Genomic DNA, 26,652 nt, shown 5'->3' with positions numbered 1-26,652 from the left:
CCCGCTTCGGGTGGGCACGGGGACCTGTCCCTACAAGACCTTCTGCACCTGTAGCCGGTTGCCCCGTGCGCTGTTGGCCTGCTCCAGGGCTTCCCGGGCCCCCATCACCACCACCCGGCCCTGGGCGCTCACCTGGGCCAACACGTCGGCGAACTCCCGGAAATGGACCGGCCGGGTGGAAAGCAGCTCATTCCGGATCTGCTGCCGGTGTTCGTCTGTCTCGCCCACCAGGTAGCGGACCATGGAGGTGTACCCCTTGGCGTCGGGAAGCTGGTAGGCATCCAGCGCGCCGATGGCGCCGATGATGCTGCGGGTCAGCTCATCCGGGCTCAGGGCCAGCTCCCGCAGGAAGGTGGCTGCCTGGTCGTAGACGTCCAGGGTGTTCAACAGGTTGGGATCCCGGTAGGAGAGGAAGCCGAAGACACCGGACTGCTGGCCGAAGCGGCAGAATCCGCCATAGGCCCCGCCCTGAACCCGGACCCGATCCCACAGGTAGACCGTGCGCAGGAAATTGGTGATGGCCAGGATCGAGCCGTGGAGCCGGTATCCCAGCCGGTAGAGATCCGCTCCTTTACCCACGTAGTTCACCTGAGCCGGAATGGCCAGGCCCTCGTCTCCTGCGGGGAGGTCGGCAGACCAGCGGGCGAAGGTAGGCGCGGCGGCCGGCAGGCCCGCCAGGAATTCGGCCAGGTGCGACTCCAGTCGGCTCCAGTTGTCGGCGTCCAGGGTGACGTTGACCAGCGCCAGGTTGCGGTTGACCAGCAGCCGGCGCACTTCTTCCAGCTTTTCCAGCACCGACGGCCAGTCCTGATCCACCGCGGTGGCCAGCTCCCGCAGGAAAAACAGGTGGCTGATGCCGCCCATCTGTTCGCTGATCCAGGCGGCTTCGTTGAAGCCGGCCTGGAGCCGCCCGTAGACCACGCTGTGGCCGGACGGGATCAGGGCCGACTCCATCCGGGCCTTGTCCTTGAGCACGATCTGGCGGAACCGCTCCTGGTTGTCCAGCCGGACGTCGGTGAGTACGTCGTGGAAGATGGCCAGCATCTCCGGCACCCGGTCCACCACGGCCTTGCCGTGGAGGAAGAGCCAGGCCTGGCTGCCGGGCCGTTCCCGCTGGGCCGAGAGGAACAGGCCAGGGCTGATGCCGCCGGTGGTGCGGTCGATGCGCTGGGAAAGTTTGACGAAATCCTCCCGGTGGGTCCCCATCTCCACCAGGGCCTGGCCGAAGAGCTTGGCATAGGGCAACAGTTCCTGGGGCAGCCCATGGAGGTCGAAGCCCACGCTCAGGTAGAGGATGCCGTTGGTGAAGAGATCGTGGAAGAGGAGCGGCCGGCCGTGGACCTCGCTCTGGGCCAGCGGGATGGTCTTGATCTTTGGATCCAGGTCGGCCAGGGTGAGGGTGGGCAGCCTGGCCAGGGCCTCGGGATCGTCGGGCGTCTCCTGGCGGCGCTTCAGCTCCCGGGCATTTTCCATCACCGCTTCCAGCTCCTGCTGGCTCATCTGCTGGCGGATGGCGGCCAGCCGGGCCCGCTCTTCCTCTTCCAGCCGCCGGTTCAGCTCGGGGTCGGGCTGCAAAATCACGGTGGTGCGGTGGGCGTTTTCCACCAGGTAGGTGCGTAGCAGCCGCTGCAGGTACTCGGGATCGCTGTCCAACGCCTGGCGCACCGCCCGGAGCGGGCGTTCAAAGGCCAGGGTGGCCAGCGGATCGCCGCCGTAGAGCCAGGTGCTGTGGGCCCGCATCATCAGGCTCAGACCCCGGGGGTAGGCGCCGGTGTTATTCTCCCGCAGGCTGAACTCGATGGAGTTGTAGGCCGCCTCCACCATCTCTTCCTCGAAGCCATCCCGGGCCAACTGCTGGAGGGTGTCCAGGATGAGGGCCTCCACCTTGTCCATGTTGGCAGGATCCACGCCCCGCATGCCCACGCGGAAGGTCATCTGGCGCAGGGTCGTGCTGAGCCCGCCGCCGGTGACATCTTCGCCCAGGCCCGAGTCGATCAGGGCCTTGCGCAGGGGCGATGCCTGGGTGCTCACCAGGGCATAGGAGAGGACGCTCAGCCCCATGGTCAGGGTGGGGTCGGTGTTTTCCGGCAGGAGCCAGTTGAGCTGTACCAGCCCCTTGGGCGCCTGCTCTTCCGCGGCCACGCCAAAGGGCTGGACCAGCCGCCGGGGGCCTGGGAAGGGAGGCTGCAGGGGCACCTCCGCCTGGACCTCGGCCCGCCCATACCCCTGGAGGGCCTCGCCGATGATGCGCAGGCGGGCTTCCGGATCGTCGTCGCCGTAGAAGTAGATGAAGGCGTTGGACGGGTGATAGTAGCGACGGTGGAACTCCCGGAAGGCCTGGTAGGTCAACTCCGGAATCACCCGGGGATCGCCGCCGGAATCCCGCCCGTAGGGGGTATCCGGAAAGAGGGACTGCTGGCTGTAGCGGTAGAGCAGGCTGTCCGGCGAGGAGTAGGCCCCTTTCATCTCGTTGAAGACCACGCCCTTGTAGGTCAGGGGCGCATCCAGGCTCTCCAGCTCGTAGTGCCAGCCCTCCTGTTGCAGGTGGTAGGGCGTGATCAAGGGGTGGAAGACCGCATCCAGGTAGACGTCCACCAGGTTGTAGAAGTCCTGGAGATTCTGGCTGGCCACCGGGTAGACGGTCCGGTCCGGGTAGGTCATGGCGTTCAGGAAGGTCTTCAGGGAGCCCTTCAGCAGTTGGACAAACGGCTCCTTGAGCGGGTACTTCTCGGAGCCGCCCAACACGGCATGCTCCAGGATGTGGGCAATCCCGGTGGAGTCCGCAGGCGGCGTGCGGAAGGTGATACCGAAGACCTTGTTTTCGTCGTCGTTTTCCAGGGACAGGAGTTGCGCGCCCGTGGGCCGGTGTCGGAAGAGGCGGGCGCGGGTCCTGAGCTCATCAATGTATTCATCCCGCAGCAGCTCGAACTGGCTGTTCCAAGTCATGAGACCTCCTGGGTAGAACGGTCAACATCTCCAGCACAAACATCGGCAAATCTATTTATCCCCTTCAGGCCGGGGTTGAAGCGCACTGGCAGGCGTAGGGCGGCGCCAGCAGGGATGCCAGGGTGGGCAGCAGGTCCGCGATCACGCCCAGGCTGGCCCGTACCTCGCCGTGGGGCTCGGCCGGCGGGCGGTCGGCCCCGGTGCTGGCCACGGTCACCAGGCCGGCAAAGCAGAGCTCCATCTCCTGGGCCAGGGAAACCTCCGGCACCATGTTCTGGCCGATCACATCCGCTCCCCAGAGGCGAAACATGCGAGCCTCGGCCGGCGTTTCCCGCCGGGGGCCATCCACGCCCAGGTAGACCACTTCGGGCACCCCGGGCAGGACCTGGCGCAGGGCTGCGGTCATCTCCGGGCAGAAGGCTGGCCGCTGGGCCACCTGCTCCGGATCCACCTCGGGCGCCACCTCCGTTTCGTAGAAGGTGGTGGGGAGCTGGCTGGTGAAGTCGATGTAGTCGGTGACGATGGCCGGCGCACCTCGACGCAGCAGGGGATTCAGGGCCACAGCCATGTCCCAGGCCAGGATGCGCTGTACCCCCAGCGCCCGGCAGGCGTAGATGGCCGCGCGCGGGTCCGTCCGCGAGGGGAGGCCGGTATAGGGCTGCACCCAAACGGCCGGCCCTTCTGCCGGGGCCCGCAGGGCCAGGGGCCCGAAGGCGCCGTAGGGGGTCTGCAAGGTCTGTTCGGCCTGGAGCTCCCCCAGGATGTCCAGGGCCATGGGTGGCAGCGGAACAGCCAGGAGCAGGAGCAGGTTCGCTTTCGTCATAATCGATCCATCTCTTCGGCTTTGGCGCCGGATGCAGTATGATGATATCAGCGCCACTGCCAGAGGGCAAGGCCCGCAGCCAGGCGCAGGACAAAGGCCACCAGCAGGGCTTCAGAAAGGGTGAAGACCTCTGCCAGCAGGGATCCGCTCAGGGAACCCAACAGGATGGCCGCGTTCAGGGCCAGGTTGTACCAGGCCAGGTAGGCCGGCCGATCCGTGGGGGGGATCTGCTCCAGCAGGTAGTTGCCCAGGGATCCACCCACCATGGACCAGGCCACCCCGCCGATCAGGGAGGTGACCAGGAAGAGGCCGAGCCCAGGGGTGAAGGCCGTCAGGAGGGGGTAGCTGCTCAACAGCAGGGCCCCCACCACCGTCAGCCGGTGGTTGCCCCACCACTGGCTCAAGCGGGCCAGCTGCAGGGAACCCAGCAGCACCGCCAGGTGAAAGGCCGCCGTGCCCAGGCTGATGGACCCATCGTTGAAGTGGAGCTGCTCCACCCAGTAGAGGGGGAAGATGGGGATGGGCAGGTACTGGGCGAAGTGGAAGGCGAACATGGCCGCCACCACCCGGCCATAGCGGCCTTGCAGCACCTCCAGCCGCAGCAGGTCCCGGCCCCGGGTGAAGGCCCGCAGCCCCACCGCGGTGCGCAGGTTCAGCCCCAGCAGGCGGATGTGGCCGGGGCGGGCAAAGTCGCCCAGGGGGGCCCGGATGGCCTCCTCCTCAGGCTGCTCTTCGGGCGTGGTTTGGCGCAGAAACCAGAGGTGGACGGTGCTCATGACAGCGCCCACAAAGCCCAGCCCGAAGATGATGGCATAGCCCGTGTGCAGGGGCGTGTGGTCCAGGATGTAACCGCAGAGCAAGGAGGTGGCCACGTAGACCAGGGACAGCAGCGCGTTGCGGATCCCCACCACATGGCTTCGCCATTCCGGCGGCACCGCGGCGGCGTAGAGCGCGTTGAACCCCACCGCCAACACCGTCCCTGGGATGGTCATGAGCAGTACCAACAGAATGAAGAGCCAGATCTGGCTCTGGGCCGGCAGCAGCAGGGGCAGAAAGATCCACCACAGGTAGTGGATCCGCCCGGCCACGGCCGACCAGAAGACGGCCTTTCCCACGGAGCGGCGGCGCAGCCAGTGCCCCGCCGGCATGGTAAAGAGGAGGCCCACTGCAGCCGGACCCGCGTTCAGCAGGCCGATCTGGAAGGCATCCGCCCCCAGCCGGGCCGCGTAGACCGACAGGAAGGCCATGCTGCTGCCCGCCAGGATGCCGAACCAGGCGATGTCCCAGTACAGGTGTAAGAAACGGGCCCGATACTCCGCCGGTACGGCCTTCTGGACCGGCGAGCCCTTGGCTATGGAAACAGACACGTGCATTCTCCAAAATTCCCTGGAAAGAGCGCCATGAAAAAAGACGAAACTTCCGATCCTCGCCACCAGGCGGCCGAAATGTCTGCCGCTCCGTCCTTCGATGGCCCGCCGGTCCGCCTTGCCCTGGTGGGCGCGGGCATCTTTGTCCGGGATGCCCACCTGCCTTCGCTCCTGCGCCTGCCGGAGCGCTTCCAGATCGTGGCCATCTACAGCCGCACCGAGGCCACCGCCGCGGCCCTGGCCCAGCAGCTGCCCCATCCGGTGGATCTGTACACCGACCTGGAGGCCCTGCTGGCCCGGGACGACATCGAAGCCGTGGATGTGGCCTTGCCCATCCCGGTCATGCCGGGCGTGGTGGCCCAGTGCCTGGCCGCCGGCAAACATGTCATCAGCGAAAAGCCCATCGCGCCCGATGTGGCCCAGGGCCAGGCACTCCTGGCGCAACGCCGGCAACATCCCACCCCCGTCTGGATGGTGGGCGAGAACTGGCGCTATGAAGAGGCCTTCCTCCTGGCGGCCCGGCTGATCCGGGAAGGGGCCATCGGCCGGCCCCTCACCTGCCACTGGGCCATCTACACGCCCATCACGGCCAACAGTAAATACTATCACACGACGTGGCGGCGGGATAGTTCGTTCCCCGGCGGATTCATTTTAGATGGTGGCATCCATCATGTGGCTGCCTTGCGGCTGATCCTGGGAGAAATCGAGGAGGTGACCGCCGCCCTGGTCCAGAACTCGCCAGCCCTGCCTCCGGCGGACACGGTCAGCGCCACCCTGCGCTTCGAGAACGGCGTCCTGGGGGCGTACCTGGCCACCTATGCCACGGGGACGCCATGGCCGCCCCTGCTGCACATCGCCGGCGAGCTGGGCTGCCTGCGGGTGCAGCGGCGGGAAGTGGAGGTGGTGGCCAACGGGGAGACCCGGCGCCTGACCTGTCCGGGCTTCAACGGGGTGGAGGTGGAGCTGGCTGCCTTTGCCGACGCCATTCGCCTGGGCCAGGGCCACCGCAACCCGCCGGAGGAGGCCCTCCAGGATCTGGCTGTGATGGAGGCCATCCTGCAGGCGGCGGAAGAGGGGCGCGCCGTCACGCCGCCGCGGGTGGTCTGAACGGGGCACGGATGAACACGGATGGACCCGGGTGGGTAGGTCCGGTCTCCTGGCCGGACATCCGCACTCTGCGTGACCTAAACCCCTGTCACGCAGGGATGGGTGACCTACGGATCGTGCCGATTGTTCACCCGGCCCTGAAAAAATGGGGCGTGGATGAATCACGGATGGACCCGGGCGGTAGGTCCGGTCTCCTGGCCGGACATCCGCACTCTGCGTGACCTAAACCCCTGTCACGCAGGGATGGGTGACCTACGGATCGTGCCGATTGTTCATCCCCTACCGTGCCATGGAGGCCCATGAAGCACTCCGATGCGGTTCTCTTCTGCTTTCACTTGACCACCCGGAAGACCACCTCGGTGGCGAAGTCGAAGCGGGTCACGGCCCAGGGGCGGGAGGCGACCAGCTCCAGGAAGTGGGCCGTGTAGTTGGCGGCCATGCCCTTGGCGCGCCCGCCGATGCTCTGGGCCGGGAAGGAGACAAAGATCACCGGCGCGTGGATGCCGTCCAGCAGGCGGAGTCCGATGGTTTTGTCCACCTGCTCCAGGCAGGGGAGGGTCTTGAGCAGCAGGGCCACGTCGGCCTGGTGGGGGGGCAGGGGGGCCAGCAGGTTGTGGATGGCCACGTCTCCGGCCACCCCCAGCAGGGCCAGCGCCTGTTGCAGAAAAGCCATCTGCGCGTAGTCCACATCCCAGGCCAGGTAGCGGGTGCCCGGCGGCAGCCCCATCCACGGCGCGGTCAAGGGGTTGAGGCCACAGGCCAGGTCCAGGAGGGTGCGGATGGGCGGCAGTCCGGCAAAGAGCCGGCCATAAAACTCGTCCAGGATGGGCAGCCGCTCTCGGGTGGAGGCGTGGTGGGTGAGGAGTCGACGGCAGAGCTGGCTCCGTTCGGCTGGCGGGCATTGGTGGAGCTGGGCCAGCCAGGCGTCGTACGAGGGCGCCTGGCCCTCCCGGTAGGCGCCCACCGTCTGGTGGAGCTTGTTTCGGGTAGCCTTGACCGCCTCCTTCAGGCTGCGGCGTTTGGCCAGCTCCTGGGCGCCGATGGTGCGGATGAGCTCTGGTTGGATGGTGGCATACTTCTTGCTGGCCAGGACCTGTTCCACCAGGCGGGCCAGCAGTTCCGGGTTCGGGTTCATGGCGCAGCAGGCGACTGATGGGATTCACGCAGGTGGGCCATGAGGCGGGCCATGAAGCGCAGGTTGTGGATGGTGGCCAGCCGGACGTAGGTGGTGTCCCCCTGTTTGAAGAGGTGGTGCAGGTAGCCCCGGGCGTAGTGGGTACAGGTGAGGCAGTCGCACGTGGCGGAGAGGGGGCGGCCGTCCTTGATGTGCCGGGCATCGTTGATGTAGAGGAAGCGAAAGCGATCGCCCCCGGCTGCCCCGTGGCCGTCGCTGTCATCCCCATCGCCTTCCCAGACGTACAGCCGGCCATGGCGGGCGTCCCGGGTGGGCAGGGCGGAGTCGAAGAGGCTGTAGCCCATGCGCACACAGGCGGCGATGCTGCGGGGGTGCCCCACCCCCAGGGCATGCATGGGATAGTCGGCCGGGATCAGCGAGCGGGTGTAAGCCAGCAGCTCCTCCAGCAGGTTCCCCTGGCTGTCCAGGGGCCAGCCGCCATAGCCGTAGCCATCGAACCCCATCTCCAGCAGGGCCTCGGCGCAGCGGCGGCGTAGCTCCCGGGAGCCGCCCCCCTGAATCACCGCGAAGAGCAGAGGGCGCTGGGCCGGCTGCTTCTGGTCCAGCAGCCGTTGGAACTCCGCTTTGCAGCGGCGGGCCCAGAGGATGGTGCGCCGCACCGACTCCTCCTGGCTCTCCAGGGGATCGTCCACGTGGGTGCAGTCGTCCAGGCACATGACCACGTCCGCGCCATAGCTGAGCTGTAGCTGAACACACTTCTCCGGCGTCAACTGGAGCTTGCGCCGGCTGCCCTCGGGCCGGAAGAGAATGCCGTTGTCGGTGAGGGAGCCGTAGCGGGCATTCTGGCGGATCAGGGAATAGGCCTGGAAGCCGCCCGAATCGGTGACGATGGGGCGGGGCCAGGCACACATCTGGTGCAGGCCACCCAGGGCCTGCACCGTGGACGAGCCCGGGTGCTGCATCAGGTGGAAGGTGTTCATCACCAGGGCCTGGACGCCACAGTGGCAGAGATCCACGCTGTCCACGGCCCGCACCACGCCCAGGGTGGCGTCGGGCAGGAAAGCCGGCAACTGGAGGGCGCCGTGGGGCAGGGCCAGCTGGGCGGCAGGCGGGCCGCCGGCAGAGGAGGCGGGAACAGATGCGGGCATGGTGGTCAGCTTCGGCCGTGGCTTCAATAGTTCTTCAACATGCGGCGCAGCTCTCGTTCGGTCTCCCGTTTGGCGATGGTGGCCCGCTTGTCATGGAGCTGTTTGCCCCGCACCAGGGCGATCTCCACCTTGGCCAACCCCCGTTCGTTGATGTACATGCGCAGGGGCACGATGGTCCAGCCCCGTTGGGTGACCTGGCTGTGGAGGCGGCGCAGCTCCTGCTTGTGGAGCAGCAGCTTCCGGGGGCGGGTCTCGTCGTGGTTGAAGCGGTTGCCCTGCTCGTACTGGGCGATGTGGACGTTCATCAGGAAGGCCTCGCCGTTGCGGATCAAGACGAAGCCGTCCTGCAGGTTGACCCGGCCCATGCGCACGGACTTGATCTCCGTGCCCGTGAGCGCGATGCCCGCCTCGTAGGTCTCTTCGATGAAATATTCGTGGCGCGCCTTGCGGTTGGTGGCCACCGTGCGTGGTCCCCGGGCCGGCGCCTGGTTGTTTTTCTTGCTCATGGTGTATTGTCCGGTTACTCCGCTCCTGGCTCCGCCGAAAGCTGTTCTGTGAGGAGCTGCACCGCCATGTCCAGCTGGGGATCCTCGCCGGCGGACTGTTCTTCTTCGCTGACCTCCACCACGTAGTCCGGCTCCAGGCCCACGCCGTCGATGGAGCGGTCATTGGGCGTGTACCAGCGGGCGATGGTGACCCGCAGGATGGCGCCGTTGCTCAGGGTGTGGGGCAACTGGACGCTGCCCTTGCCGAAGGTGGTGGTGCCCACCAGCACCGCCCGCCCCGTGTCCTGCAAGGCGCCGGCCACGATCTCGCTGGCGCTGGCACTGCCGCCGTTGACCAGGACCACCATGGGGATGTCGGTGGCCACAGGGTTGCCGGTGGTCTTGTAGACTTCCGTCGATCCGTCGCTGAAGCGCTCCAGCAGCACGGTCTGGTCCTCTGGCAGGAAGACGCTGGCCACCTTGACCGCCTCCCGCAGCAGGCCGCCGGTGTTGCCCCGCAGGTCCAGGATCAGGGCCTGGGCCTCCCGCTTCACCGCGTCGTTGACCGCCTCCCGCACCAGTTGGCCGGCGTTTTCGTTGAAGCTGTTGAGGCGCACGTAGGCGATCTGGCCGTTTTCGCCCAGGGCCTCGGTGCTGATGGTGGGGATCTCGATGCGATCCCGGATCACCTCCACGTCGAAGGGCTCTTCCACCCCTTCCCGCTGGATGGTGAGGATCACCTTGCTGCCCTTGGGCCCCCGGATCTTCTGCACCGCGTAGGTGAGGTCGGTGCCCACCAGGCTTTCCCCGTCCACGGCCAGGATCAGGTCGTTGCGGCGCAGGCCCGCGTTCCAGGCCGGCTGGTTCTCGAAGGGCTCGGTGATGATCACCGTGTTGGCCTCCGAATCCCAGGCCACCCGCGCGCCGATCCCCTCGAAGCTGCCCTCGATGTTGGTGCGGAAGAAGTCGGCCTCCTCGGGCGTCATGAAGGAGGTGTTGGGGTCATCCAGCAGGTTGAGCACGCCTCGGATGGCGCCGTAGGTGGCCGATTCCGGGTCGGGCAGTTCGCCGTAGTAGTCCCGGTAGAGGAGGTCCATGGCCTCCCAGAAGACGTCGAACTCTTCTGCCAGGCGCTCCCGTGCCGACCGGGTGTCGGCATCAGAGGAGCTGGGCTGGCCGATGACCGGCCCTCCCCAGGGGATAAGGGCGGACGCGCGCCAGTTCCCCAGGCCATAGCCCATGCCCAGGCCGATGAGGAAGGTGGCGGTCAGGATCATCACAGCCACACAGCCCAGGACGATTCGCTGGCCGGTGATCAGGCCGTTGGTTGATTTTTGCTCTGGAATCATTGTATCGACTTTCATGCTGAGAAAAACGCTCCGCGGAACGGTCTGCCCTGCTGGGGCTCAGTCGGCCGGCGCCCGGGCCACGGCTGCCCGATCCACCGCGGCGATGGCGGCGGGCAGGGGATCCTCGCCGGCGGCCACGAGGATGTCGGGCGTCAAGCCCTGGTCGCTGATCTGGTGGCGGTTGGGCGTGAACCACTGGGCATAGGTAATGTGCAGGCTGCTGCTGTCCGACAGCTCATGGATCAGCTGAACGCTGCCCTTGCCGAAGGTCTTCTCGCCCACCAGGGTGGCCCGCCCCCGGTCCTGCAGGGCGCCGGCCACGATCTCGCTGGCGCTGGCCGAGCCGCCGTCCACGATGACTACCAGGGGCGCGTCGTCCGCCAGGGTGCCTGGCTGGGCGCTCAGGACTTCCTCGCTGCCGTCGGCCCGGCGCTCGATGACGATGGGGCCGCCGTCCAGCCAGAGGTCGGCGATCTTCACCGCGGCGTCCACCAGCCCGCCCGGGTTGCCCCGCAGGTCCAGGATGAAGCGATCCGCGCCCTGCGCCAGCAGGGTCTCGATGGCCTGGCGCATCTCCTGGGGGCTGCGTTCGCTGAAGAGGCTCTGGCGGATGTAGCCGATGGCGCCTCCTTGGGTCGAGCTCTCCAGCAGCTGAAACTCGATGGTGGGCGTCTCAATCTGGACCCGGGTGATCTGGACGGTCAGCTCTTCGCTGGTGTCGCCCTGCTGGCGGCGCAACACCAGGCTGACCTGGGAGCCCACCGGTCCCCGCACCAGGGCCACCACCTCGTTCAGGGTCATGGACTGGGTGATCTCCTGGTCGTCCACCATCAGGAGCAGGTCGCCATCCTCCACGCCGGCCTGGGCGGCGGGCTGGTCCGGCAGGGGGTGGAGGAGGAAGCCATCCGGGCCCTCCTCGATCTCGGCGCCGATGCCGCCGAAGCTGCCCCGCAGCTCGTCCCGTTCCAGCTCTCGGGGGTGTGGCTCCACAAAGAACGTGTACGGGTCGTTATAAGTTTCCACCATGCCACGGATGGCGCCGTAGATGCGCTGGGTGGCCGTGGGCTGCCGGCCGTAGAAGTCTCGCTGCAGCAGCCGGACGGCTTCCCGATAGAGGGCCAGTTCCGGGTCATCCTCTGTCGTCGACCGCCCGGTGGGGTCCGGGGCCGTATGGAGCAGTGGGTAGCTGATATACCCAATGCCGAAGGCCAGGAGCAGGCAGGAGACCAGCCCCAGGTAGATGAACAGTTTAGATGCACGCATAAGTAGCCATCGATTCTACCACAGCCGCAGCCGTGCCCCAAGCATCTGCCAATTTCAGTGCTTCACGATTGTTGCCCATTGCCCATTTGTGGAGTGAGCATCCTCAGATGCGGCGCTGTCCCGCCTGGGTCGGCATCTGAGGATGCCGACTCCGCGTCGAAATCGTGAACTGCTGAATTTAGGGATGCATCCACAATTTACGCTATCATGAAGTACAATTTTCTATCGGACCGCAGTACAGGTTCCATTATACAATAATGGAATGCAATTACGGAGCAGAGAGACGGAGCAGCACCCATGAACACGACCCGCACCATCGCCCCTCATCGAGCCTGGCTCATGGCTGCCCGCCCCAAAACCCTGCCGGCCGCGGTGGGGCCAGTGTTGGTGGGCACTGCCCTGGCCCACGCCCACGACGCCTTTGCCGCCGGGCCTGCCCTGGCCGCCGCCGCCGGCGCCCTGTTGCTCCAGATCGGCAGCAACTTCGCCAACGATTACTTCGACTTCTTCAAAGGCGCCGACCCCGGCGATCGGCTGGGGCCCGTGCGGGTGACCGCCAGCGGCCTCATCACCCCGGCGGCCATGCGGGTCGGGATGATGGTGGTCTTTGGCCTGGCCGCGCTGGTGGGCCTCTACCTCATCGCGGTGGGAGGCTGGCCCATCCTGGCCATCGGCGTCCTCTCCATCCTCGCGGCCATCGCCTACACCGGGGGGCCGTTTCCCTTCGGCTATCACGGCCTGGGCGACCTCTTCGTCTTCCTCTTCTTCGGGTTGGTGGCCGTTTGTGGGACCTACTACGTCCAGGCCCTGACCCTGCGGCCGGTGGTGGTGGCCGCCGCTGTGCCTGTGGGCCTGCTGGTGACCGCCATCCTGGTGGTCAATAACCTGCGGGACATCGAGACCGATCGGCGAGCCGGCAAGCGAACCCTGGCGGTGATGCTGGGGCGGCGGGGCACCCGGGCCGAGTATTTCCTGCTGCTGGCCGGCGCGTACCTGGTGGTGCTGGGCATCTGGCTGGCCGGCCAGGGCAGCGCCTGGGTGCTCCTGCCCTGGCTGACCCTGCCCCTGACCATGCCCCTGGGGCGCAATGTGCTGACAGCCCAGGATGGTCCCACCCTCAACGCCACCCTGGCCGGCACCGCGCGGCTGAGCCTGTTGTTCAGCCTGCTGTTCGCGCTGGGCTGGCTGCTGTAGGGCGGGTCTCTGGCCCGCCGGGGGTGGCCGTTCCTTCACCGGCCGGGGTGTGGCGCAATCGGGCGGCTGGAGGCCGCCCCTACGGTGAGGCGCATTGGTGCGGATTGGGTACCAGGGGTGCGTAGGGCGGGTCTCTGGCCCGCCGGGGGTGGCCGGTTCTGCGGGGAACCGGCTACCGGAGGAGTGTACCCCATCGTAGGCGGCAGGGGCGAATCATGATTCGCCCCTACCTATGGCGCAGCCGTCGCCGTTCCTTCACCGGCCGGGGTGTGGCGACAGCGGGCAGGCACGGGGGCCCGCCCCTACGGGAACGGGTGCCATCCGCGCGGATTGGAAATGTTGTGTTGCATGTTGGCTGAACTTGGATTACCATAGGGTCGGGCAGGTATGGCGTTGCCGACATGGTTGTCCACAGACAGAGAAACCCGCGTTTGTTCCCCATGGGTTCCATCGTCCCGCTATTTTTCTTTTCTTGCCTTTGCAAAGGAGATGGATATGCAACTGAAACGCACCCGTTTCCAGGTTGGAGCCCTGTTGCTCCTGCTGGTCCTGGTCCTCAGCGCCTGCGCGCCAGTGGTGACGCCGGCCCCTCAAGGTGCGGCCGCACCGGAGCCCACGGCCGAGGCCACCGGTGAAGCTGCAGACATCGGCTCTGAAGCCCACCCCATCAAGGTCTTCTTCGTTCCGTCGGTGGACGCCCAGGTCATCGTCAGCGGCGGTGAGATCATGGCCCAGGCCTTGAACGAGGCCACCGGCCTCCACTTCACCGTGAGCGTGCCCACCTCCTACGCAGCCACCATCGAGGAGATGTGCGCCTCGCCCACCGACTCCATCGGCTTCATCCCGGGCCTGGGCTACGTGCTGGCCAACCAGCTCTGCGGGGTGGACGTGGCCTTCAAGGCCATCCGCTTTGGCTGGGACGTTTACTGGGCCCAGATCCTGGTGCGCCGGGATGGCGACATCCAGACCCTGGCCGACCTGAACGGCAAGAAGTGGGCCTACCCGGATGCCGGCTCCACCTCCGGCTACCTGGCCATCCTCCCCATGCTGGCGGAGAACAACATCCAGCCGGGCGAAACCCTGGAAGCCGGTGGCCACACCGGCGCGGTGCGGGCGGTCTACCTGGAGCAGGCGGACTTCGCCAGCACCTTCTACAGCCCGCCCCTGAAGCCCGAGGGTGAACCCCCGTGGCAGCCCGGCGACCCGCCGGACATCCCCGACGAGCTGGTGGACGAGTGTGCCGTCACCGAGGATGGCAGCCGGCTGATGTGCGACGGCTGGCGGGTGTTGGATGCCCGGGCCAGCCTGCGCCAGGAAGCCCCGGACGTGGTCCAGAAGATCCGCATCCTGGCCATCTCGCCGCCCATTCCCAACGACACCCTCTCCTTCTCGCCCCAGTTCCCGGCCGAGCTGCGCAGCCAGATCGAGGAGGCCCTGATCGCCTTCTCCCAGACGGAAGCCTGGAACGAATCCATCGGTAACCAGGACTTCTACGGCTGGACCGGCATCGCCCCGGCCTCGGACGAGGAGTACGACGTGGTCCGCAAGATGATCGAGGTCTCCGGCATGAGCCTGGAGGACCTGGGTCAATAAAGGCGGACGCTGCGGAAAAAACGTCTACTACAGTCTGGGTAAATACCGCGGTTGAAATTCGGCGGTCCTACCTCTGGTGGAAACGTTCGGCGCATTTCAGCCAGGATTGACTATCACTGTCGCGTCACCTACCGTCGCATCACCTAGACGTCACCTAGAGGAGAAGCGTGGGACGTGGTGCGTAATGCATGGTCGTCGATCGCGCATTACGCACCACGCACCACATCAGAAATAAGAACGACGCCAGGCCTGTCTATGGATCCCATCCTGCGTGTGGAACACCTGACCAAGATCTACCCCAACGGCGTGCTCGCCCTGGACGACGTCAGCTTCACCGTGCCCCGGGGCCAGTTCCTGGCCGTCATCGGCCTGAGCGGCTCGGGCAAATCGACCCTCCTGCGCTGCATCAACCGCCTGGTGGAGCCCACCAGCGGCCGCATCATCTTCGACGGCATCGACGTCACCGCGGCCAACGACGCAGAGCTGCGGCGCATCCGCCGGCGCATCGGTATGGTCTTCCAGCACTTCAACCTGGTCCACCGCTCCACCGTGCTGACCAACGTCCTGACCGGCCGCCTGGGCTACGTCAACCCGGTCTGGAGCCTCTTCAACCGCTTCCCGCCGGAGGACATCGCCAAGGCCCGAGAGCAGCTGGCCCGGGTCGGCCTGGCGGACAAGGCCAACAGCCGGGCCGATGCCCTCAGCGGCGGCCAGCAGCAGCGGGTGGGCATCGCCCGGGCCCTGATGCAGGATCCGGACATGATCCTGGCCGACGAGCCCGTGGCCAGCCTGGACCCGGTGCTGGCCCACAGCATCATGCAGCACCTGGAGGAGATCAACCGGGAGGACGGCGTGACCGTCATCTGCAGCCTCCACTTCCTGGACCTGGTCCATCGCTACGCCGACCGGGTGCTGGCCCTGAACCAGGGCCGTCTCATGTTCGACGGCCTGCCCGAAGAGATCGACGACGCCCGCTTCAAGGAAATCTACGGCCAGGAGGCGGAGCGGGTCGGATGAACCAACACCCATGAGCTGCCCATGAAACGTTCCCTCTTGCTGGCCGTCGGTATTGTGGCGGCCATTGTGGTCTACGCCTACGGCTTTTCGGTGACCCAGGTTAACCTGGCCGAGCTGGGCTCACCCACGCGCCAGGAATCCCTGACCCGCATCCTCCGGGCCCTGGCCCGCCCGGACTTCTTCACCTACGAACAGCAGGAGTTCCAGGTGGAGGTGCCCATCTACGTCCCCTGTCCGCCGGGCGGCGTCACACCCCCGGAGCCCGCGGATCCGGGCGCGCCCTACATGGTGGTCACCCCGCCCTGCGCGGACCCGGGGGCGGAGATCACGGTGGAGGGCTTCAACTTTGCCCCCAACACCAGCGGCCCCCTCAACTTCATCCCGCCCAGCGGCGTCTCCCTCTCCCTGGGGCGCATCGAGACCGACCGCAACGGCCACTTTGTGATGACCGTGCGCCTGCGCAACCGCACCAGCCCGGAGCCTCAACTGCTGCGGGCGGTGACCCGGCGCAACGTGGGCCTGCCTCGCCTCTCCCAGAACGGCATCGACACCATCGACAAGATCATCGAGACGGTCTTCATGGCCCTGCTGGCCACCACCCTGGGGACCCTGCTGGCGGTGCCCATCAGCTTCTTTGCCGCCCGCAACCTGATGCGCATGGTCCGCTCCTCCCTGCCCGGCCTCTCCCTGTCGTTGCTGGCCGCGCCCGTGGGGGTCCTGGTGGGGGCCGGGCTGGCCGGCTGGATCGCGTCCCTGAGCCAGGTGTTGACCACCAGCCTGGCCCTGAACCTGGGCGGCCTCATCGTCACGCCGGTGGTGGTCTGGGGCGCGCTGCGCTGGGGGCTGCCCCAGGAAGATGCCACGCCCCCTTCCGGCGGCAACCGGCTGCTCCAGGTGCTGGTGCTGTTGGTGAGCCTGCTGGGCATCCTGCTGATGCTCTACCTCCTGGGAGAGCTGGCCATGGCGCTGGGGGAGGCCCTGGCCACCTGGCTGGGACCCTTCGCCTTCCTGGGCACCTTTGTGGCTACCCTGGGGGAGATCCTGCGCCTGATCCTGGTGCCCATCTGCGCCCTCATCGGCGCCGGCCTGGCCGTCGGGCTGGCCGGCCGGGTGGGCCAGCTCCTGGTGGATCGGCTCCCGGAGCGGCTGGGGATGCCCCTGAACCTGCTCCTGGCCGCGGCCGGTGGCGCCACCCTGGCCCTCTTGCTGGGGGCGCTGGTCAACTGGTTCTACCAGCTGAACCAGCCGTGGCTGACCTACTACGGGCCGGCATTGGTGGGGGCCGCGGCGGGCCTGGTGCTGGCCTGGCGGGTTCCCTACCGGACGCCCCTGCCCGTGGGCCTGGCCATCTACAGCGTCACCCGCACCATCCTCAACGCGTTGCGGTCGGTGGAAGCCCTCATCATGGTCATCGTCTTTGCCGTGTGGGTGGGGATTGGCCCCTTCGCCGGGGTGCTGGCCTTGGGGCTGCACACCGTGGCTGCCCTGGCCAAGCTCTACTCGGAGCAGGTGGAGAGCATCATGACCGGCCCCCTGGAGGCGGTGCTGGCCACCGGCGCCAGCCGCATGCAGATGGTCATCTACGCGGTGATCCCCCAGATCATCCCGCCGTACATCTCCTTCACCATGTACCGCTGGGACATCAACGTGCGCATGTCCACCATCATCGGCTTTGCCGGCGGCGGCGGCATCGGCTTCCTGCTGCAGCAGAACATCAACCTGCTGAACTACCGGGCGGCCAGCGCCCAGATCCTGGCCATCGCCATCGTGGTCTCCTTGATGGACTACATCAGCTCCCTGCTGCGGGAGCGGGCCATCTGACGGGTGCACCCCATGACCACGCCATCATGACCACGTCTCCACGGCCCCTGATCCTTATCACCAACGACGACGGCATCGATTCCCTGGGGCTGCTGGCGGCCGTGGCGGCCTGCGCCCCCCTGGGCGACCTCCTCATCGCCGCGCCGGCGGGCCAACAGACCGCGGCGGGGCGCTCCAAGCCGCCGGGCAACGGCGGCCGTATCCTGGCCCGGCGGCTGGAAGTGGCGGGCCAGACCTTCCAGGCCTACGCGGTGGAGGCTTCCCCCGCCCAGGTGGTGGAGCATGCGCTGGTGGAGCTGGCCCCGCCCCTGGCCCGGCCGGTGGCCCTGGCGGTCTCGGGCATCAACTACGGCGAAAACCTGGGCGAGGGCATCACCGTCTCCGGCACGGTGGGCGCGGCCATGGAAGCGGCCTCCTTCCGCATCCCCGCGCTGGCCGTCTCCCTGCAGACCTCGCCGGAGCATTACCTGAACCATGTGGCTGCGGTGGATTTTGGCGCCGCGGCCCACTTCACCCGCCGTTTCGCCGCGGCCATCCTGGCCCAGGGCCTGCCGGATGGGGTGGACCTGCTCAAGATCGATGTGCCCGGCCAGGCCACCCCGGCGACGCCCTTCCGCTGGACCCGGCTGAGCCGGCAGCGGTACTTTTACCCCGTTCCGCCCAGGCGGCGTCGGCTGGACGAGCCCGCGGCCATGGGCTTCGAGGCCCGCCTGGATCCTGCCCGGCTGGAGCCCGATTCGGACATTCGGGCCGTGGCGCTGGATGGGGTGGTTTCGGTGACGCCCCTCTCCCTGGACTTCACGGCCCGGGTGGCTCGTGCCCGGCTTCAAGCCTGGCAGGCCGACGGACAGCCGGACTCTTCGGCCTGAGGCGGGCTACCCGCCGGGGCCCTCCTGGAAGCGGTCCAGTTCGGCCAGGATCTGGCGGTTGGGCGGGATCTCCCACTGCTGTGTTCCCACGTAGGCAAAGCGGACCAGGCCGTCCCGGTCGATGAGGAAGAGCCCGGGACGTTGGCCCAGGGAAAGCCACCGGCGTTGCACGTCGTACTGGTCGAAGACCTGGTGGGATTCATCCACCAGGCAGGGGAAGGGCAGGGGGTTCTGTTGCAGGAAGGCCCGGGCATGCTCCAGGGTGTCGGGTGCGACGGCCAGGATTTCCGCACCCCGGGCCTGAAACGCTCCATAGTCCTGGCGCAACTGCGCCAGATGCCGGCGGCAGAAGGGTCACTGGAAGCCCCGAAGAAAGACCAAGACCACGTGGGCCCGCTGCCGGTAGTCCGACAGGCGTACGGTGCTGCCATCGGTGGCAGGCAGGGTGAAGTCTGGGGCCTGGGTGCCGATGGGCACAAAGCGGCTTTGGGTGGGCATGGATGGGCTCCTCCTGATGGGCTTGATGGGTTTGGCCAATGGGTTGGAACGGCTGTTTTCTGCCGTGGTATTTACGCCAGGCTGTAGCAGTGGGCCGGCAGGCGGCCCTGCCCGTGGCCTACCATAGCCGGTCTGCCCTTTCCGGTCGGTAACAGAGATTCCTGGATTGGCGGGATTGGCGGGGGTTGCTTTTGGGCCCGTTCCGGCGTATCCTGGGGTATCCCTCGCCGGTTATGTTCGCCCTGGCCCCTCTGATCCGGGGAGAGGGATTTCGTCTACGAAGGAGGTGTCCATGGCTGCCGCGCTCAAGACCCGGCCCACCGACGGGGATGTGGAGGCGTATCTCCAGGCCGTGCCCGACCCGGGCAAGCGGGAAGATTGTTTTCGTCTGTTGCGCCTGATGACAGAGGTGACCGGTGAGAAGCCGGTCCTTTGGGGGGACAGCATCGTGGGGTTTGGCCGCTACCATTACCGTTATGCCAGCGGTCACGAGGGAGATTGGATGTTGACCGGCTTTGCACCCCGGAAGCAGGCTTTGACGGTCTACATCATGGCTGGTTTTGACCAGTACGGCGATCTCCTGGCCCGGCTGGGGAAGTTCAAGACGGGCAAATCCTGCCTCTACCTGCGGCGCCTGGATGACGTGGATCTGGATGTCCTGGCGGAGTTGGTTCGTCGTTCGGTGGCCCACATGTCGGGCCGGTGACCGGTTTGGCCCTGGCGGGAAGCTGGGGCGTGGGCCGGCGGATGGGTCCATACTCGGCCAGAAAAAGGGCGGTGGGCAGGGCCTCCACAGCCAGAAGACGCCGGAGCGCAACCTGAGCGGACGGGGAAAGCAAAGAGAGGAGACGAGGGGGCGCCTGGGGGGAGAGCAAGAACGCGTGAATGGTCTGCACCCATGCCTCCTTTTGATTGACATGGCTCCGGCGCAGAGAGAGGCGGGTGGCCATGGCGCGCAAATCCCGGTGGGGAAGACGCTGCAGATGGTGCCAGAGTGTGGACATGGTGACGACCTAGGGAGGGGGAAAAAATCGAGTTTGACGCCTGGGGCGTCTGGACGTATAATAAGTATGGCAGGTGAAGGGAGACGCGTCAAATCGCGCCAGATTGTGAAGGTTTGGAGGGGTTGTGTTGTCCATTTCACCGCGAAAAGTGGCCTGTAGGGGGGGGCGAGCCGAAAAGTGGCGCGATAAAACCACGGTTCGGGGTGAAAAACGGGCAAATCTGGCGCGATCAGGGGGAGCCGAAACAAAAAATCCCCGCCAGGGGATTGCGACCTACCTGGTCAACCTCCAATTGAACATGTGGGTCAACGGAGCCGAAACAAAAAATCCCCGCCAGGGGATTGCGACCAAAAGCGCACTAATGCAAATGAACAGGACAAGTCTCTGAGCCGAAACAAAAAATCCCCGCCAGGGGATTGCGACCTGTTTTTTTATGGGTTGGTTACTTTACCGGGTCGCCATGAGCCGAAACAAAAAATCCCCGCCAGGGGATTGCGACCAATGGCGACCAGTGAGCCAAAGAAACGGTTGTTCATTTGAGCCGAAACAAAAAATCCCCGCCCGGAATTCCCGCAGAAATCCTGATAGGGGCTGAAAGGCCGCCGTGGGGCGGCTTTTTTTCTTTGTGAGAGGCGTCTTATTTATCTTGGGGGCGAAGCGGATGATGGCCTCCCTGCCACGCAGAGAGGCCAGGAGGCCGGACTTATGACGTGGCCGTGAACCGCAGGAGTAGCGCAAGTTCAGCTTTTCATCATTCTGAGCTCCGCGAATCTACCCCACGCGAAAACGCCAGGCGGGGAGGAACGTTCCTCCTCGCCTGGCGTGGGCGACATCATCAAGACCCCTGTAGGGCTGCCCGGGCCAGCCACGCCGCACCCACGGCCGGCTCCACGGTCGGGTGGCCCACAACGGCCTGGGGCAGCAGGTGCCCCACCCGCTCTCGCACCCGGGCGGCCAGGTGACCCGGCCCAGTGGCGGCCTGGAGCAGGTTGCCGGCCAATATCAGGGGGAAGGGCTCCGGGCCCTCCGCCAAACCCAGGCCCCGGGCCACCGCCAGCACTGCCGCCACCAGCTCCTCGGCCGCTTCATCCAGGATGGCCTGCGCCACCGCATCCCCCTGGGCCGCCGCCTCCAGAGCCAGGGGCGCCAGCCGGGCGATCCGGTGCCACGAGATGTCGTCATAGGTCCAGCGGATCAGCTCCTCTGGCTGCTCCAGGCCCAGGTGGGCCAACAGGGCCGGCTGCAGGGTCGTCTGGGGGCCCCGGCCGTCGGCCGCATGGGTGACGGCCCGCAGAATGGCCGCGCCAATGGCGTAGCCGCTGCCGCCGTCCCCCAGCAGGGCACCCCACCCGCCGGCCCGCCGGGTGCACCCCTGGCGGTTCACCCCATAGGCGATCATGCCGGTGCCGCTGATGACCACAACGCCAAAGAGCTCACCCCCAGTGCCGCTGGCCAGGGCAATCACCGCGTCGTTGTGGATGACAGCGCACGCGGACGGCAAGAGCTCCGCCATCCACTCCTGAACCCGCGCCCGATCCGCCGGGCGGCCCACACCGCTCATCCCCAGACAAATGGCCGCCACATCCGCCAGGGTGGCCCCGGCGGCCGCCACAGCTTCCAGGATGGCCTCCTGGCAGTGGGCCCGGGCCGCTTCCACCCCCACACTGTTCCAGTTGCTGGAGCCCTGTTGGCCCCGACCCAAAATCCGCGGCCCGGCTATCGTATCCTCGTCCGGCCCGGCCGCCAACGGCAAGGCCACGCAGACGGTCTTGGTGCCGCCGCCGTCCAGGCCCAGCACAATGGTGCGCTCTGCACTCATGGAGATTCATTGCCTCACGGTTGACGTTTTGACTCGCCTTCACGACAGGGCCGCGATGACCGCCTCGTGTACCGCCGGCCGCAGCCGGGTGATGGCTGCCGGATCCCGGCCATGGTAGACCCGGTTGGTCAGCAGCGCCACCGCCAGCTCCCGATCCGGGTCGCACCAGAGGGAGGTGCCGGTGAAGCCGGTGTGGCCGAAGCTGCGGGGGCCAAAGGCCAGGCTGCAGGAGGGCTCGGCGCCGCTGCGGAGCATCCAGCCCAGCCCCCGGCGGATGGCTGCAGCGGGCTCGGCGTGCAGACGTGTGCGCAGGGGAGCGCCTGGCTCGTCGACTTCGACCTGGACTCGACAGCTTTCGGCCACCGTTTCCGGCTGCAGCAGCCCTTCCCCGCCGGCCAGGTAGAGGCGTCCCAACCGGCAGAGATCCGCCCCGGTGCCGAAGAGGCCGGCATGGCCGGCGATGCCCCCCAGCCCGGCGCCGTTCTCATCGTGGACCTCCCCCCGCAGGCGGCGTTCCCGCCAGGGGCAATATTCAGTAGGCGCTACCTGATCCCACAGAATGACCGGCGGGTTGAAGCAGGCCTGCAGCCCCAGGGGCTCCATCACCCATTCGGCCAGGGTCTCGGCCAGGCTCACATCGTCGTTGCACCGGGCCAGGGCCATCCCCAGCAGCATCAGCCCAATGTCGCTGTAGAGGTAGCTCTGGCCGGGCGGGTAGGCGAAGGGATACTGGACCAGGGCCTGGAGGCCCGCCTGCTGGCGTCGCAGGATCTCGGCCCGGTGCGCCGGTCCCCGGGCCGGCGCCGGCCCACAGGCCAGGTAGACGCTGCGCCAGGCGGGCAGGCCGCTGGTGTGGGTCAACAGCTGGCGGAGGGTGACGGTGGTCGCGTCCACCGGGCCCTTGTCCGCCCAGCGGGGATGGGGCGGCTGCACCACCTTCTCCAGGGGATCTTCCGTCTCCCCGATGGGGCGCTCGCCGGCAAAGGCGGGCAGCCACCGGGCGAGGGGCTGATCCAGCGCCAGTTTGCCCGCGTCATGCAGGCGCAGGCAGGCGGTGGCGGTGAAGAGCTTGGTGAGGGAGGCCAGGTCGAAGAGGGTCTCCGGGGTGACTGGCTGGGTCTTGAGCATGGGGTTCAGCCAGCCGTAACAGCCTTCGTAGAGGAGTTGTCCGGCCTGTTCCACCCGGCAGACCACAGCCGGCGCGACGGTGGGGACGGCCTCTTGCAGAATGCGGTCAAGGGTTGCGAAGTTCATGGCCTGGGTTCCGTGGCACGTTTGGGGGCCCTCGCCGGCGGCGGAGGACCCTCAGAGGGATTTTTGCAGACGGGCATATGGGCGATGGGGCGTGAAGTCGAAGCGGGCCAGGGAGGCAGGCCGGCTCACCCCATGGATAATGCAGCCGTTGACGCCGTTGTTGTGGAGGCGTCGCAGGCCCGCGTCCACCAGGGCCAGTCCGAAGCCCTGTCCCCGGCGGTCGGCGCTGACGCCCACCGGGCCCAGGTGTCCCCACGGCTGGGGCAGGCGGAAGGGGTAGAAGCGGTTCAGGGGGCGGCGGGAGTCCAGGAAGGTGAGCTGGCAGAAGCCATCCACCCCCCGCTCTGTCCACAGGAGCATGAAGTCGGAAGGCCGCCCGCCATCCGCCAGGAATTCGGCCACCTCTGGGTACCAGCTGTCGGGGAACGCCCGGCGCACGAAATCCAGCAGCGCGGCTGCGTCCCCGGGATGGGCCGGCCGGACCTGTCCGGGGATGGCGGGCAGATCGGCGGGGGGCGTGTAGCCGGCCAGGTTGGCGGCCATGTCCCACACCTCGGCCTCCGTCGGGGTTTTCGCATAGCCTCGACGGGCAAAGAAGGGCTGGCTTTCCAGCTCAGTGGGCAGCCCGGTCACCAGGGAGCGGCTCCCACCCCCCACCTGGACGGTCCTGCAGCCCTGTTCGGCCAGCCACCCTTCGGCCCAATCGGCCAGGAGCCGTCCGATGCCCTGGCCCTGCGCGGCCGGGGTCACCGCCAGCCCATCCAGCCAGCCCCAGGTGGGGCCATCTGGCGGCGCGGTCCGGGTGCTGGCCAGGACGAAGCCCAGGGGTTCTCCATCTGCCACCGCCAGGCGTCCGGCCTGGCATCCGTTCGCAGGCGGGCGGGTGGCAGATGCGGCGAACTGGGGCGAGATCATCCAGTCGGCGCCGCAGGCCGCGTTCCACACGGTGGCCATGGCCGTGGCCTGGCCGATCTCCCCTGGCTGGATGGGCTGAAGGGTCAGTTTGGGACGTGTCATACGCTGGGTCATTCTGCTCCTGGTTCAGGCAGCCGGCAGCGCCGGCGCGGCGGCCTTGGCCATGGCGGGGCGTTGGGCCGGGCGGTGCGTGCTGCCGATTTTTGAACTGCCGAGCTCTGGAAACGGTGGGGGGATAACCGTTGATGGGCGTTGCTGCGTTGTGTCTGGCGCGCAGGCGGGCTACACCGTCGGTCCACCCACTACGCGCCACGAAATCCGCAGGCGTCTTTGTGCCACTTTTCACGAGTACACTCTGGTGTAAATACCACGGCAGAAATTCCGGGTGGCCTCTGGGCGCACTATTTCAGGTGGCAACTATCGGCGAATTTCTGCCGGGATTAGTATACGGCCAGCCGGCAGGTCGGGTCAAAGAATTGGGGCTGTGGGGTCAGGAGCCTGGCCCGGTCTGCTGGAGGAAACAGAGGATGCTGTCGGCCACGCCCCGGGCCACCACCCGGGGACGCCCCACCAGCAGATCCTGGTCGCCGCCCAGGAACCCCATTTCCAGGATGGCGGCGGGCGTGTAGGGGTTGATGCGGTTGAAGGCATGGTAGCCGGTCATGTCGTGGGTGACCGTGTTGGGATGCAGGTTCAGGCCGGTTACCGGCGCGTAGTGTTCGTCCAGGCAGGCCAGCAGGCGCTGGTTGGTGGCGGCGATGGGCGACCCAGGGGGGTAGGCTGCCTTGTATCCGCTGGCCTGGATGCAACTGTCGGCGTGGAGGCTCAGGAGGACGTCCGCCGCCAGACCCTGGAGGCGGGGGTCGTACTCATCCAGCACCAGCACATCGGCGCCGGCCCGCCGCAGCCGTTCGGCGGCCAGCCCGGTGATGCGGGCGTTCACCTCGGCTTCGGTGACAGTCACGTTTCCCTCCGGGTCGGTACAGACGGCGCCCGAGTCGAAGCCCGCGTGGCCGCTCACCAGGGCGACCTGGCGGTCAAAGGCGGCGGGCACCAGCCCCTGGGGCGGCACGCCATCCAGCCCGGGCAGGCCGAAGCCGGCGATGCGGGCCACCGTGGCCAGGATGGCCAGGAGGGCCGCCAGGCTGACCAGGGTCAAGAGTCGTTGTAGACGCAGGAGGGTGTTGCGGCGCACATTGAGCCTTCCGTCATCGGTGCAGGCAGGGCTTGCCTGGCGTTGTCACCCGAGGGAAGCGGGACGGGGACGTCATCCATTTCCCGGCATTGGGGCCTATCCCGATCCCTGTACAGCGCCTCCATTGTAACCACGGGTGTGGGCCTGTCAACCTTCTTGTGGATTGGGAGCATCGTTCACTTTGGTCGCTCAGAGATTCCTGGTGGCGTCGCGTCCCAGCAGATAAGCGAGCAGGGTGGCTGGGTTGTCCTGATGGCACGCATGCCGCCCCGTGGGCAAAGGGAGCCGGCGGTGCTGAAACGCCTGATGCACGTTTGTGTGAAATTGACAAAGGGCCCCGCGCAGGCTAGACTGTCGATCTTGGGTACGATGCCCGAACCACGGTGACCTTCGTATGGATTGGGCTCCTGGTACACGCCACCACGAATCCACCGGGCTGGCTGGCTTCCCGCAGCGGCTCTCGGGGGCGGGGAAGGCGTCTGCAAGGGGCGTAACACGAGTATTACATGACGTCCATGTCTGGATTTGATTCGCAGCGACTGCCCAGAACCTCTTCCCAATCGAGCGAGCGAAGGTCGTCGGCCGCGCACAACGGCGCGTCATCCATCCAGTCCCTTGGCGCCATGCTGCGGGAGCGCCGGGAAGCCATTGGCATCTCCCTGGCAGAGGTGGAGGCGGCGACCCGTATTCGTCAAAAATACCTGTCGGCCCTGGAGTCCGACGACTGGCACCTCCTGCCTGGGGAAGTGGTGGGGCGCGGCTTTCTGCGCAACTATGCCGAGTACCTGGGCCTGGACGGCAATGAGGTCCTGGAGCTGCGGCGCCAGGCTGTGGACGTGTCCCTGGCGGCCGCCCTGGCCAATACCAGCGCCGGTACCTCCCTGCCGCCGGAGCGCCAGGTGGACTACCGGCCGAAGGAAGTCGACCTGAAGGACGAGCCAGACGGGATCCCTCGCAGCGAGATTCGGCTGGGGCCATTCCTGGTGGGTCTGGCCCTGGTGGCGTTGGTCTTCCTGGGGTGGTGGGGCATCAGCCGGTTGAGCGGCCCCATTGGCGCCTTGTGGACTGGGGCCCGGGAGCGCACGGCCCAGGTGCTGTCGGGGCCCGAAGCCACACCCACGACGGTGGTGGCCGGCGTGGTGAACGCCCAAAACATCACCCCGCCCGGGGGAGGCCAGGGCGAGGGAGCGGGCGGAGATGCCGGGAGCCAGGCCGGCGGCCTGGGTGGGGCTGCGCCCGTCCTGGTTCCGACCGACACGCCCACGCCCACTGCACCGGCGGCGCCCGTCGTTCAGGATGCACCCGCGGACACACCGACCCCCGTGCCGCCCACGCCTACCTTTACGCCGGTCCCGCCCACGCCCACCTTCACGCCGGAGCCGGCCCTGCCCACCGATACACCCACGCCGGAACCGCTGCCGGTGGTTGCGCCGGCCTGCCCGGATCCTCGGGCGGTGATCACGGCGCCAGGGGTGAACCAGGTGGTGAACGGGGTCATCGGTGTGATGGGGACCGCGGTCCACGAGCAGTTCCAGTATTACAAGCTGGAGTACGCGGAAGGGGCCAACGCGGCCGGCGGTTTCATCTATTTCGCTGGGGCCAACGGCCCGGTGAACGGCGGCCTGTTGGGCAGCCTGGATACCCGAGCCTTGCCCAACGGCGCCTACACCATCCAGCTGACGGTGGTGGACCAGACGGGCAATTTCCCGCCACCCTGTCAGGTGTCGGTGGTAATCCAGAACTGAGCCCACCCGTCCACCCCCCTGGGACCACTGGCTGTTTCTGGCCACCCTCTCCCGCTCCCAAATGGGATACGCCCCCATGGAGTCCGGGGCGGAGGATGAAGCAAA

The 26,652-nt window shown here is 67.1% G+C and carries 21 protein-coding genes; 8 read left to right on the top strand and 13 right to left on the bottom strand.

Features of this window, described 5'->3' with window-relative positions:
- Positions 1 to 30: 30 nt before the first annotated feature.
- The 3 genes from FKZ61_RS02045 to FKZ61_RS02035 form a co-directional block, all read right to left on the bottom strand.
- Complete coding sequence (locus FKZ61_RS02045; protein WP_141608402.1) at positions 31 to 2,946, bottom strand: insulinase family protein; 2,916 nt, start codon at positions 2,944 to 2,946, stop codon at positions 31 to 33.
- Between the two features lie 64 nt (positions 2,947 to 3,010).
- Complete coding sequence (locus tag FKZ61_RS02040) at positions 3,011 to 3,769, bottom strand: phosphorylase family protein (RefSeq protein ID WP_141608401.1); 759 nt, start codon at positions 3,767 to 3,769, stop codon at positions 3,011 to 3,013.
- 47 nt (positions 3,770 to 3,816) lie between these two features.
- The gene (locus FKZ61_RS02035) at positions 3,817 to 5,136 is read right to left on the bottom strand and encodes an MFS transporter (protein ID WP_170199097.1); all 1,320 of its coding nucleotides are present in this window, start codon (positions 5,134 to 5,136) and stop codon (positions 3,817 to 3,819) included.
- Between the two features lie 33 nt (positions 5,137 to 5,169).
- Here FKZ61_RS02035 and FKZ61_RS02030 point away from each other — a divergent pair, with 33 nt between their 5' ends.
- The gene (locus tag FKZ61_RS02030; protein WP_141608399.1) at positions 5,170 to 6,243 is read left to right on the top strand and encodes a Gfo/Idh/MocA family protein; all 1,074 of its coding nucleotides are present in this window, start codon (positions 5,170 to 5,172) and stop codon (positions 6,241 to 6,243) included.
- A gap of 331 nt (positions 6,244 to 6,574) precedes the next feature.
- On the opposite strand, the gene FKZ61_RS02025 is transcribed toward FKZ61_RS02030, so the two are convergent.
- The 5 genes from FKZ61_RS02025 to FKZ61_RS02005 are packed head-to-tail and all read right to left on the bottom strand — an operon-like array spanning position 6,575 to position 11,623.
- Positions 6,575 to 7,378 (bottom strand): class I SAM-dependent methyltransferase, encoded by an 804-nt coding sequence (locus tag FKZ61_RS02025; protein WP_141608398.1) that lies wholly within the window; start codon positions 7,376 to 7,378, stop codon positions 6,575 to 6,577.
- On the bottom strand, positions 7,375 to 8,526 hold the full coding sequence (tgt, locus tag FKZ61_RS02020; protein ID WP_141608397.1) for a tRNA guanosine(34) transglycosylase Tgt: 1,152 nt from the start codon (positions 8,524 to 8,526) through the stop codon (positions 7,375 to 7,377). Before tgt ends, FKZ61_RS02025 begins: the two co-directional genes overlap by 4 nt.
- A gap of 23 nt (positions 8,527 to 8,549) precedes the next feature.
- Positions 8,550 to 9,032 carry an SsrA-binding protein SmpB gene (gene smpB / locus FKZ61_RS02015; protein ID WP_141608396.1) on the bottom strand — a complete coding sequence of 161 codons (483 nt, stop codon included), beginning with the start codon at positions 9,030 to 9,032 and terminating at the stop codon, positions 8,550 to 8,552.
- 14 nt (positions 9,033 to 9,046) lie between these two features.
- Positions 9,047 to 10,375 carry a S41 family peptidase gene (locus FKZ61_RS02010; protein WP_141608395.1) on the bottom strand — a complete coding sequence of 443 codons (1,329 nt, stop codon included), beginning with the start codon at positions 10,373 to 10,375 and terminating at the stop codon, positions 9,047 to 9,049.
- Between the two features lie 42 nt (positions 10,376 to 10,417).
- Positions 10,418 to 11,623: a S41 family peptidase gene (locus FKZ61_RS02005; protein WP_141608394.1), complete on the bottom strand. Its 1,206-nt coding sequence runs from the start codon at positions 11,621 to 11,623 to the stop codon at positions 10,418 to 10,420.
- A gap of 297 nt (positions 11,624 to 11,920) precedes the next feature.
- Here FKZ61_RS02005 and FKZ61_RS02000 point away from each other — a divergent pair, with 297 nt between their 5' ends.
- The 5 genes from FKZ61_RS02000 to surE all read left to right on the top strand — a co-directional run bounded on the left by FKZ61_RS02000 (position 11,921) and on the right by surE (position 18,117).
- Positions 11,921 to 12,817, top strand: coding sequence for a 1,4-dihydroxy-2-naphthoate polyprenyltransferase (locus FKZ61_RS02000; protein WP_141608393.1), 897 nt, complete (start codon positions 11,921 to 11,923; stop codon positions 12,815 to 12,817).
- A 495-nt stretch (positions 12,818 to 13,312) separates the two neighbouring features.
- Positions 13,313 to 14,410, top strand: coding sequence for a PhnD/SsuA/transferrin family substrate-binding protein (locus FKZ61_RS01995; RefSeq protein WP_170199095.1), 1,098 nt, complete (start codon positions 13,313 to 13,315; stop codon positions 14,408 to 14,410).
- 273 nt (positions 14,411 to 14,683) lie between these two features.
- On the top strand, positions 14,684 to 15,427 hold the full coding sequence (phnC, locus tag FKZ61_RS01990; RefSeq protein ID WP_211358367.1) for a phosphonate ABC transporter ATP-binding protein: 744 nt from the start codon (positions 14,684 to 14,686) through the stop codon (positions 15,425 to 15,427).
- Between the two features lie 21 nt (positions 15,428 to 15,448).
- Positions 15,449 to 17,248: an ABC transporter permease subunit gene (locus FKZ61_RS01985; protein ID WP_211358366.1), complete on the top strand. Its 1,800-nt coding sequence runs from the start codon at positions 15,449 to 15,451 to the stop codon at positions 17,246 to 17,248.
- A 26-nt stretch (positions 17,249 to 17,274) separates the two neighbouring features.
- The gene (gene surE, locus FKZ61_RS01980; RefSeq protein WP_141608390.1) at positions 17,275 to 18,117 is read left to right on the top strand and encodes a 5'/3'-nucleotidase SurE; all 843 of its coding nucleotides are present in this window, start codon (positions 17,275 to 17,277) and stop codon (positions 18,115 to 18,117) included.
- 6 nt (positions 18,118 to 18,123) lie between these two features.
- On the opposite strand, the gene FKZ61_RS01975 is transcribed toward surE, so the two are convergent.
- Entirely contained in the window at positions 18,124 to 18,615 is a 492-nt protein-coding gene (locus tag FKZ61_RS01975; RefSeq protein ID WP_229964098.1) for a peroxiredoxin family protein, read from the bottom strand.
- Positions 18,616 to 18,907: 292 nt separating this feature from the next.
- On the opposite strand from FKZ61_RS01975, the gene FKZ61_RS01970 reads away from it, so the two are divergent.
- The gene (locus FKZ61_RS01970; RefSeq protein ID WP_141608387.1) at positions 18,908 to 19,321 is read left to right on the top strand and encodes a DUF1801 domain-containing protein; all 414 of its coding nucleotides are present in this window, start codon (positions 18,908 to 18,910) and stop codon (positions 19,319 to 19,321) included.
- A gap of 1,133 nt (positions 19,322 to 20,454) precedes the next feature.
- Here FKZ61_RS01970 and FKZ61_RS01965 read toward each other — a convergent pair.
- From FKZ61_RS01965 to FKZ61_RS01950, 4 genes are all read right to left on the bottom strand, one after another.
- Entirely contained in the window at positions 20,455 to 21,438 is a 984-nt protein-coding gene (locus FKZ61_RS01965; RefSeq protein WP_141608386.1) for a BadF/BadG/BcrA/BcrD ATPase family protein, read from the bottom strand.
- 39 nt (positions 21,439 to 21,477) lie between these two features.
- Complete coding sequence (locus FKZ61_RS01960; protein WP_141608385.1) at positions 21,478 to 22,692, bottom strand: serine hydrolase domain-containing protein; 1,215 nt, start codon at positions 22,690 to 22,692, stop codon at positions 21,478 to 21,480.
- 51 nt (positions 22,693 to 22,743) lie between these two features.
- Complete coding sequence (locus FKZ61_RS01955) at positions 22,744 to 23,709, bottom strand: GNAT family N-acetyltransferase (protein WP_170199091.1); 966 nt, start codon at positions 23,707 to 23,709, stop codon at positions 22,744 to 22,746.
- A 388-nt stretch (positions 23,710 to 24,097) separates the two neighbouring features.
- Entirely contained in the window at positions 24,098 to 24,802 is a 705-nt protein-coding gene (locus tag FKZ61_RS01950) for an N-acetylmuramoyl-L-alanine amidase family protein (protein ID WP_141608382.1), read from the bottom strand.
- 623 nt (positions 24,803 to 25,425) lie between these two features.
- On the opposite strand from FKZ61_RS01950, the gene FKZ61_RS01945 reads away from it, so the two are divergent.
- A complete protein-coding gene (locus FKZ61_RS01945; RefSeq protein WP_170199089.1) occupies positions 25,426 to 26,547 on the top strand; it encodes a helix-turn-helix domain-containing protein in 1,122 nt (373 codons plus the stop codon).
- Positions 26,548 to 26,652: the final 105 nt, after the last annotated feature.

It is taken from the genome of Litorilinea aerophila (assembly GCF_006569185.2).
Classification (GTDB): domain Bacteria; phylum Chloroflexota; class Anaerolineae; order Caldilineales; family Caldilineaceae; genus Litorilinea; species Litorilinea aerophila.
This window is presented reverse-complemented; position numbering and strand designations above follow the sequence as displayed.

Bases quoted from the DNA above. Each gene is read 5' to 3' on its own strand.
- FKZ61_RS02045 (WP_141608402.1), bottom strand. From the start codon at position 2,946: ATGACTTGGAACAGCCAGTTCGAGCTGCTGCGGGATGAATACATTGAT.
- FKZ61_RS02040 (WP_141608401.1), bottom strand. From the start codon at position 3,769: ATGACGAAAGCGAACCTGCTCCTGCTCCTGGCTGTTCCGCTGCCACCC.
- FKZ61_RS02030 (WP_141608399.1), top strand. From the start codon at position 5,170: ATGAAAAAAGACGAAACTTCCGATCCTCGCCACCAGGCGGCCGAAATG.
- FKZ61_RS02025 (WP_141608398.1), bottom strand. From the start codon at position 7,378: ATGAACCCGAACCCGGAACTGCTGGCCCGCCTGGTGGAACAGGTCCTG.
- tgt (WP_141608397.1), bottom strand. From the start codon at position 8,526: ATGCCCGCATCTGTTCCCGCCTCCTCTGCCGGCGGCCCGCCTGCCGCC.
- smpB (WP_141608396.1), bottom strand. From the start codon at position 9,032: ATGAGCAAGAAAAACAACCAGGCGCCGGCCCGGGGACCACGCACGGTG.
- FKZ61_RS02010 (WP_141608395.1), bottom strand. From the start codon at position 10,375: ATGAAAGTCGATACAATGATTCCAGAGCAAAAATCAACCAACGGCCTG.
- FKZ61_RS02005 (WP_141608394.1), bottom strand. From the start codon at position 11,623: ATGCGTGCATCTAAACTGTTCATCTACCTGGGGCTGGTCTCCTGCCTG.
- FKZ61_RS02000 (WP_141608393.1), top strand. From the start codon at position 11,921: ATGAACACGACCCGCACCATCGCCCCTCATCGAGCCTGGCTCATGGCT.
- FKZ61_RS01995 (WP_170199095.1), top strand. From the start codon at position 13,313: ATGCAACTGAAACGCACCCGTTTCCAGGTTGGAGCCCTGTTGCTCCTG.
- FKZ61_RS01985 (WP_211358366.1), top strand. From the start codon at position 15,449: ATGAAACGTTCCCTCTTGCTGGCCGTCGGTATTGTGGCGGCCATTGTG.
- surE (WP_141608390.1), top strand. From the start codon at position 17,275: ATGACCACGTCTCCACGGCCCCTGATCCTTATCACCAACGACGACGGC.
- FKZ61_RS01970 (WP_141608387.1), top strand. From the start codon at position 18,908: ATGGCTGCCGCGCTCAAGACCCGGCCCACCGACGGGGATGTGGAGGCG.
- FKZ61_RS01965 (WP_141608386.1), bottom strand. From the start codon at position 21,438: ATGAGTGCAGAGCGCACCATTGTGCTGGGCCTGGACGGCGGCGGCACC.
- FKZ61_RS01960 (WP_141608385.1), bottom strand. From the start codon at position 22,692: ATGAACTTCGCAACCCTTGACCGCATTCTGCAAGAGGCCGTCCCCACC.
- FKZ61_RS01955 (WP_170199091.1), bottom strand. From the start codon at position 23,709: ATGACACGTCCCAAACTGACCCTTCAGCCCATCCAGCCAGGGGAGATC.
- FKZ61_RS01945 (WP_170199089.1), top strand. From the start codon at position 25,426: ATGCTGCGGGAGCGCCGGGAAGCCATTGGCATCTCCCTGGCAGAGGTG.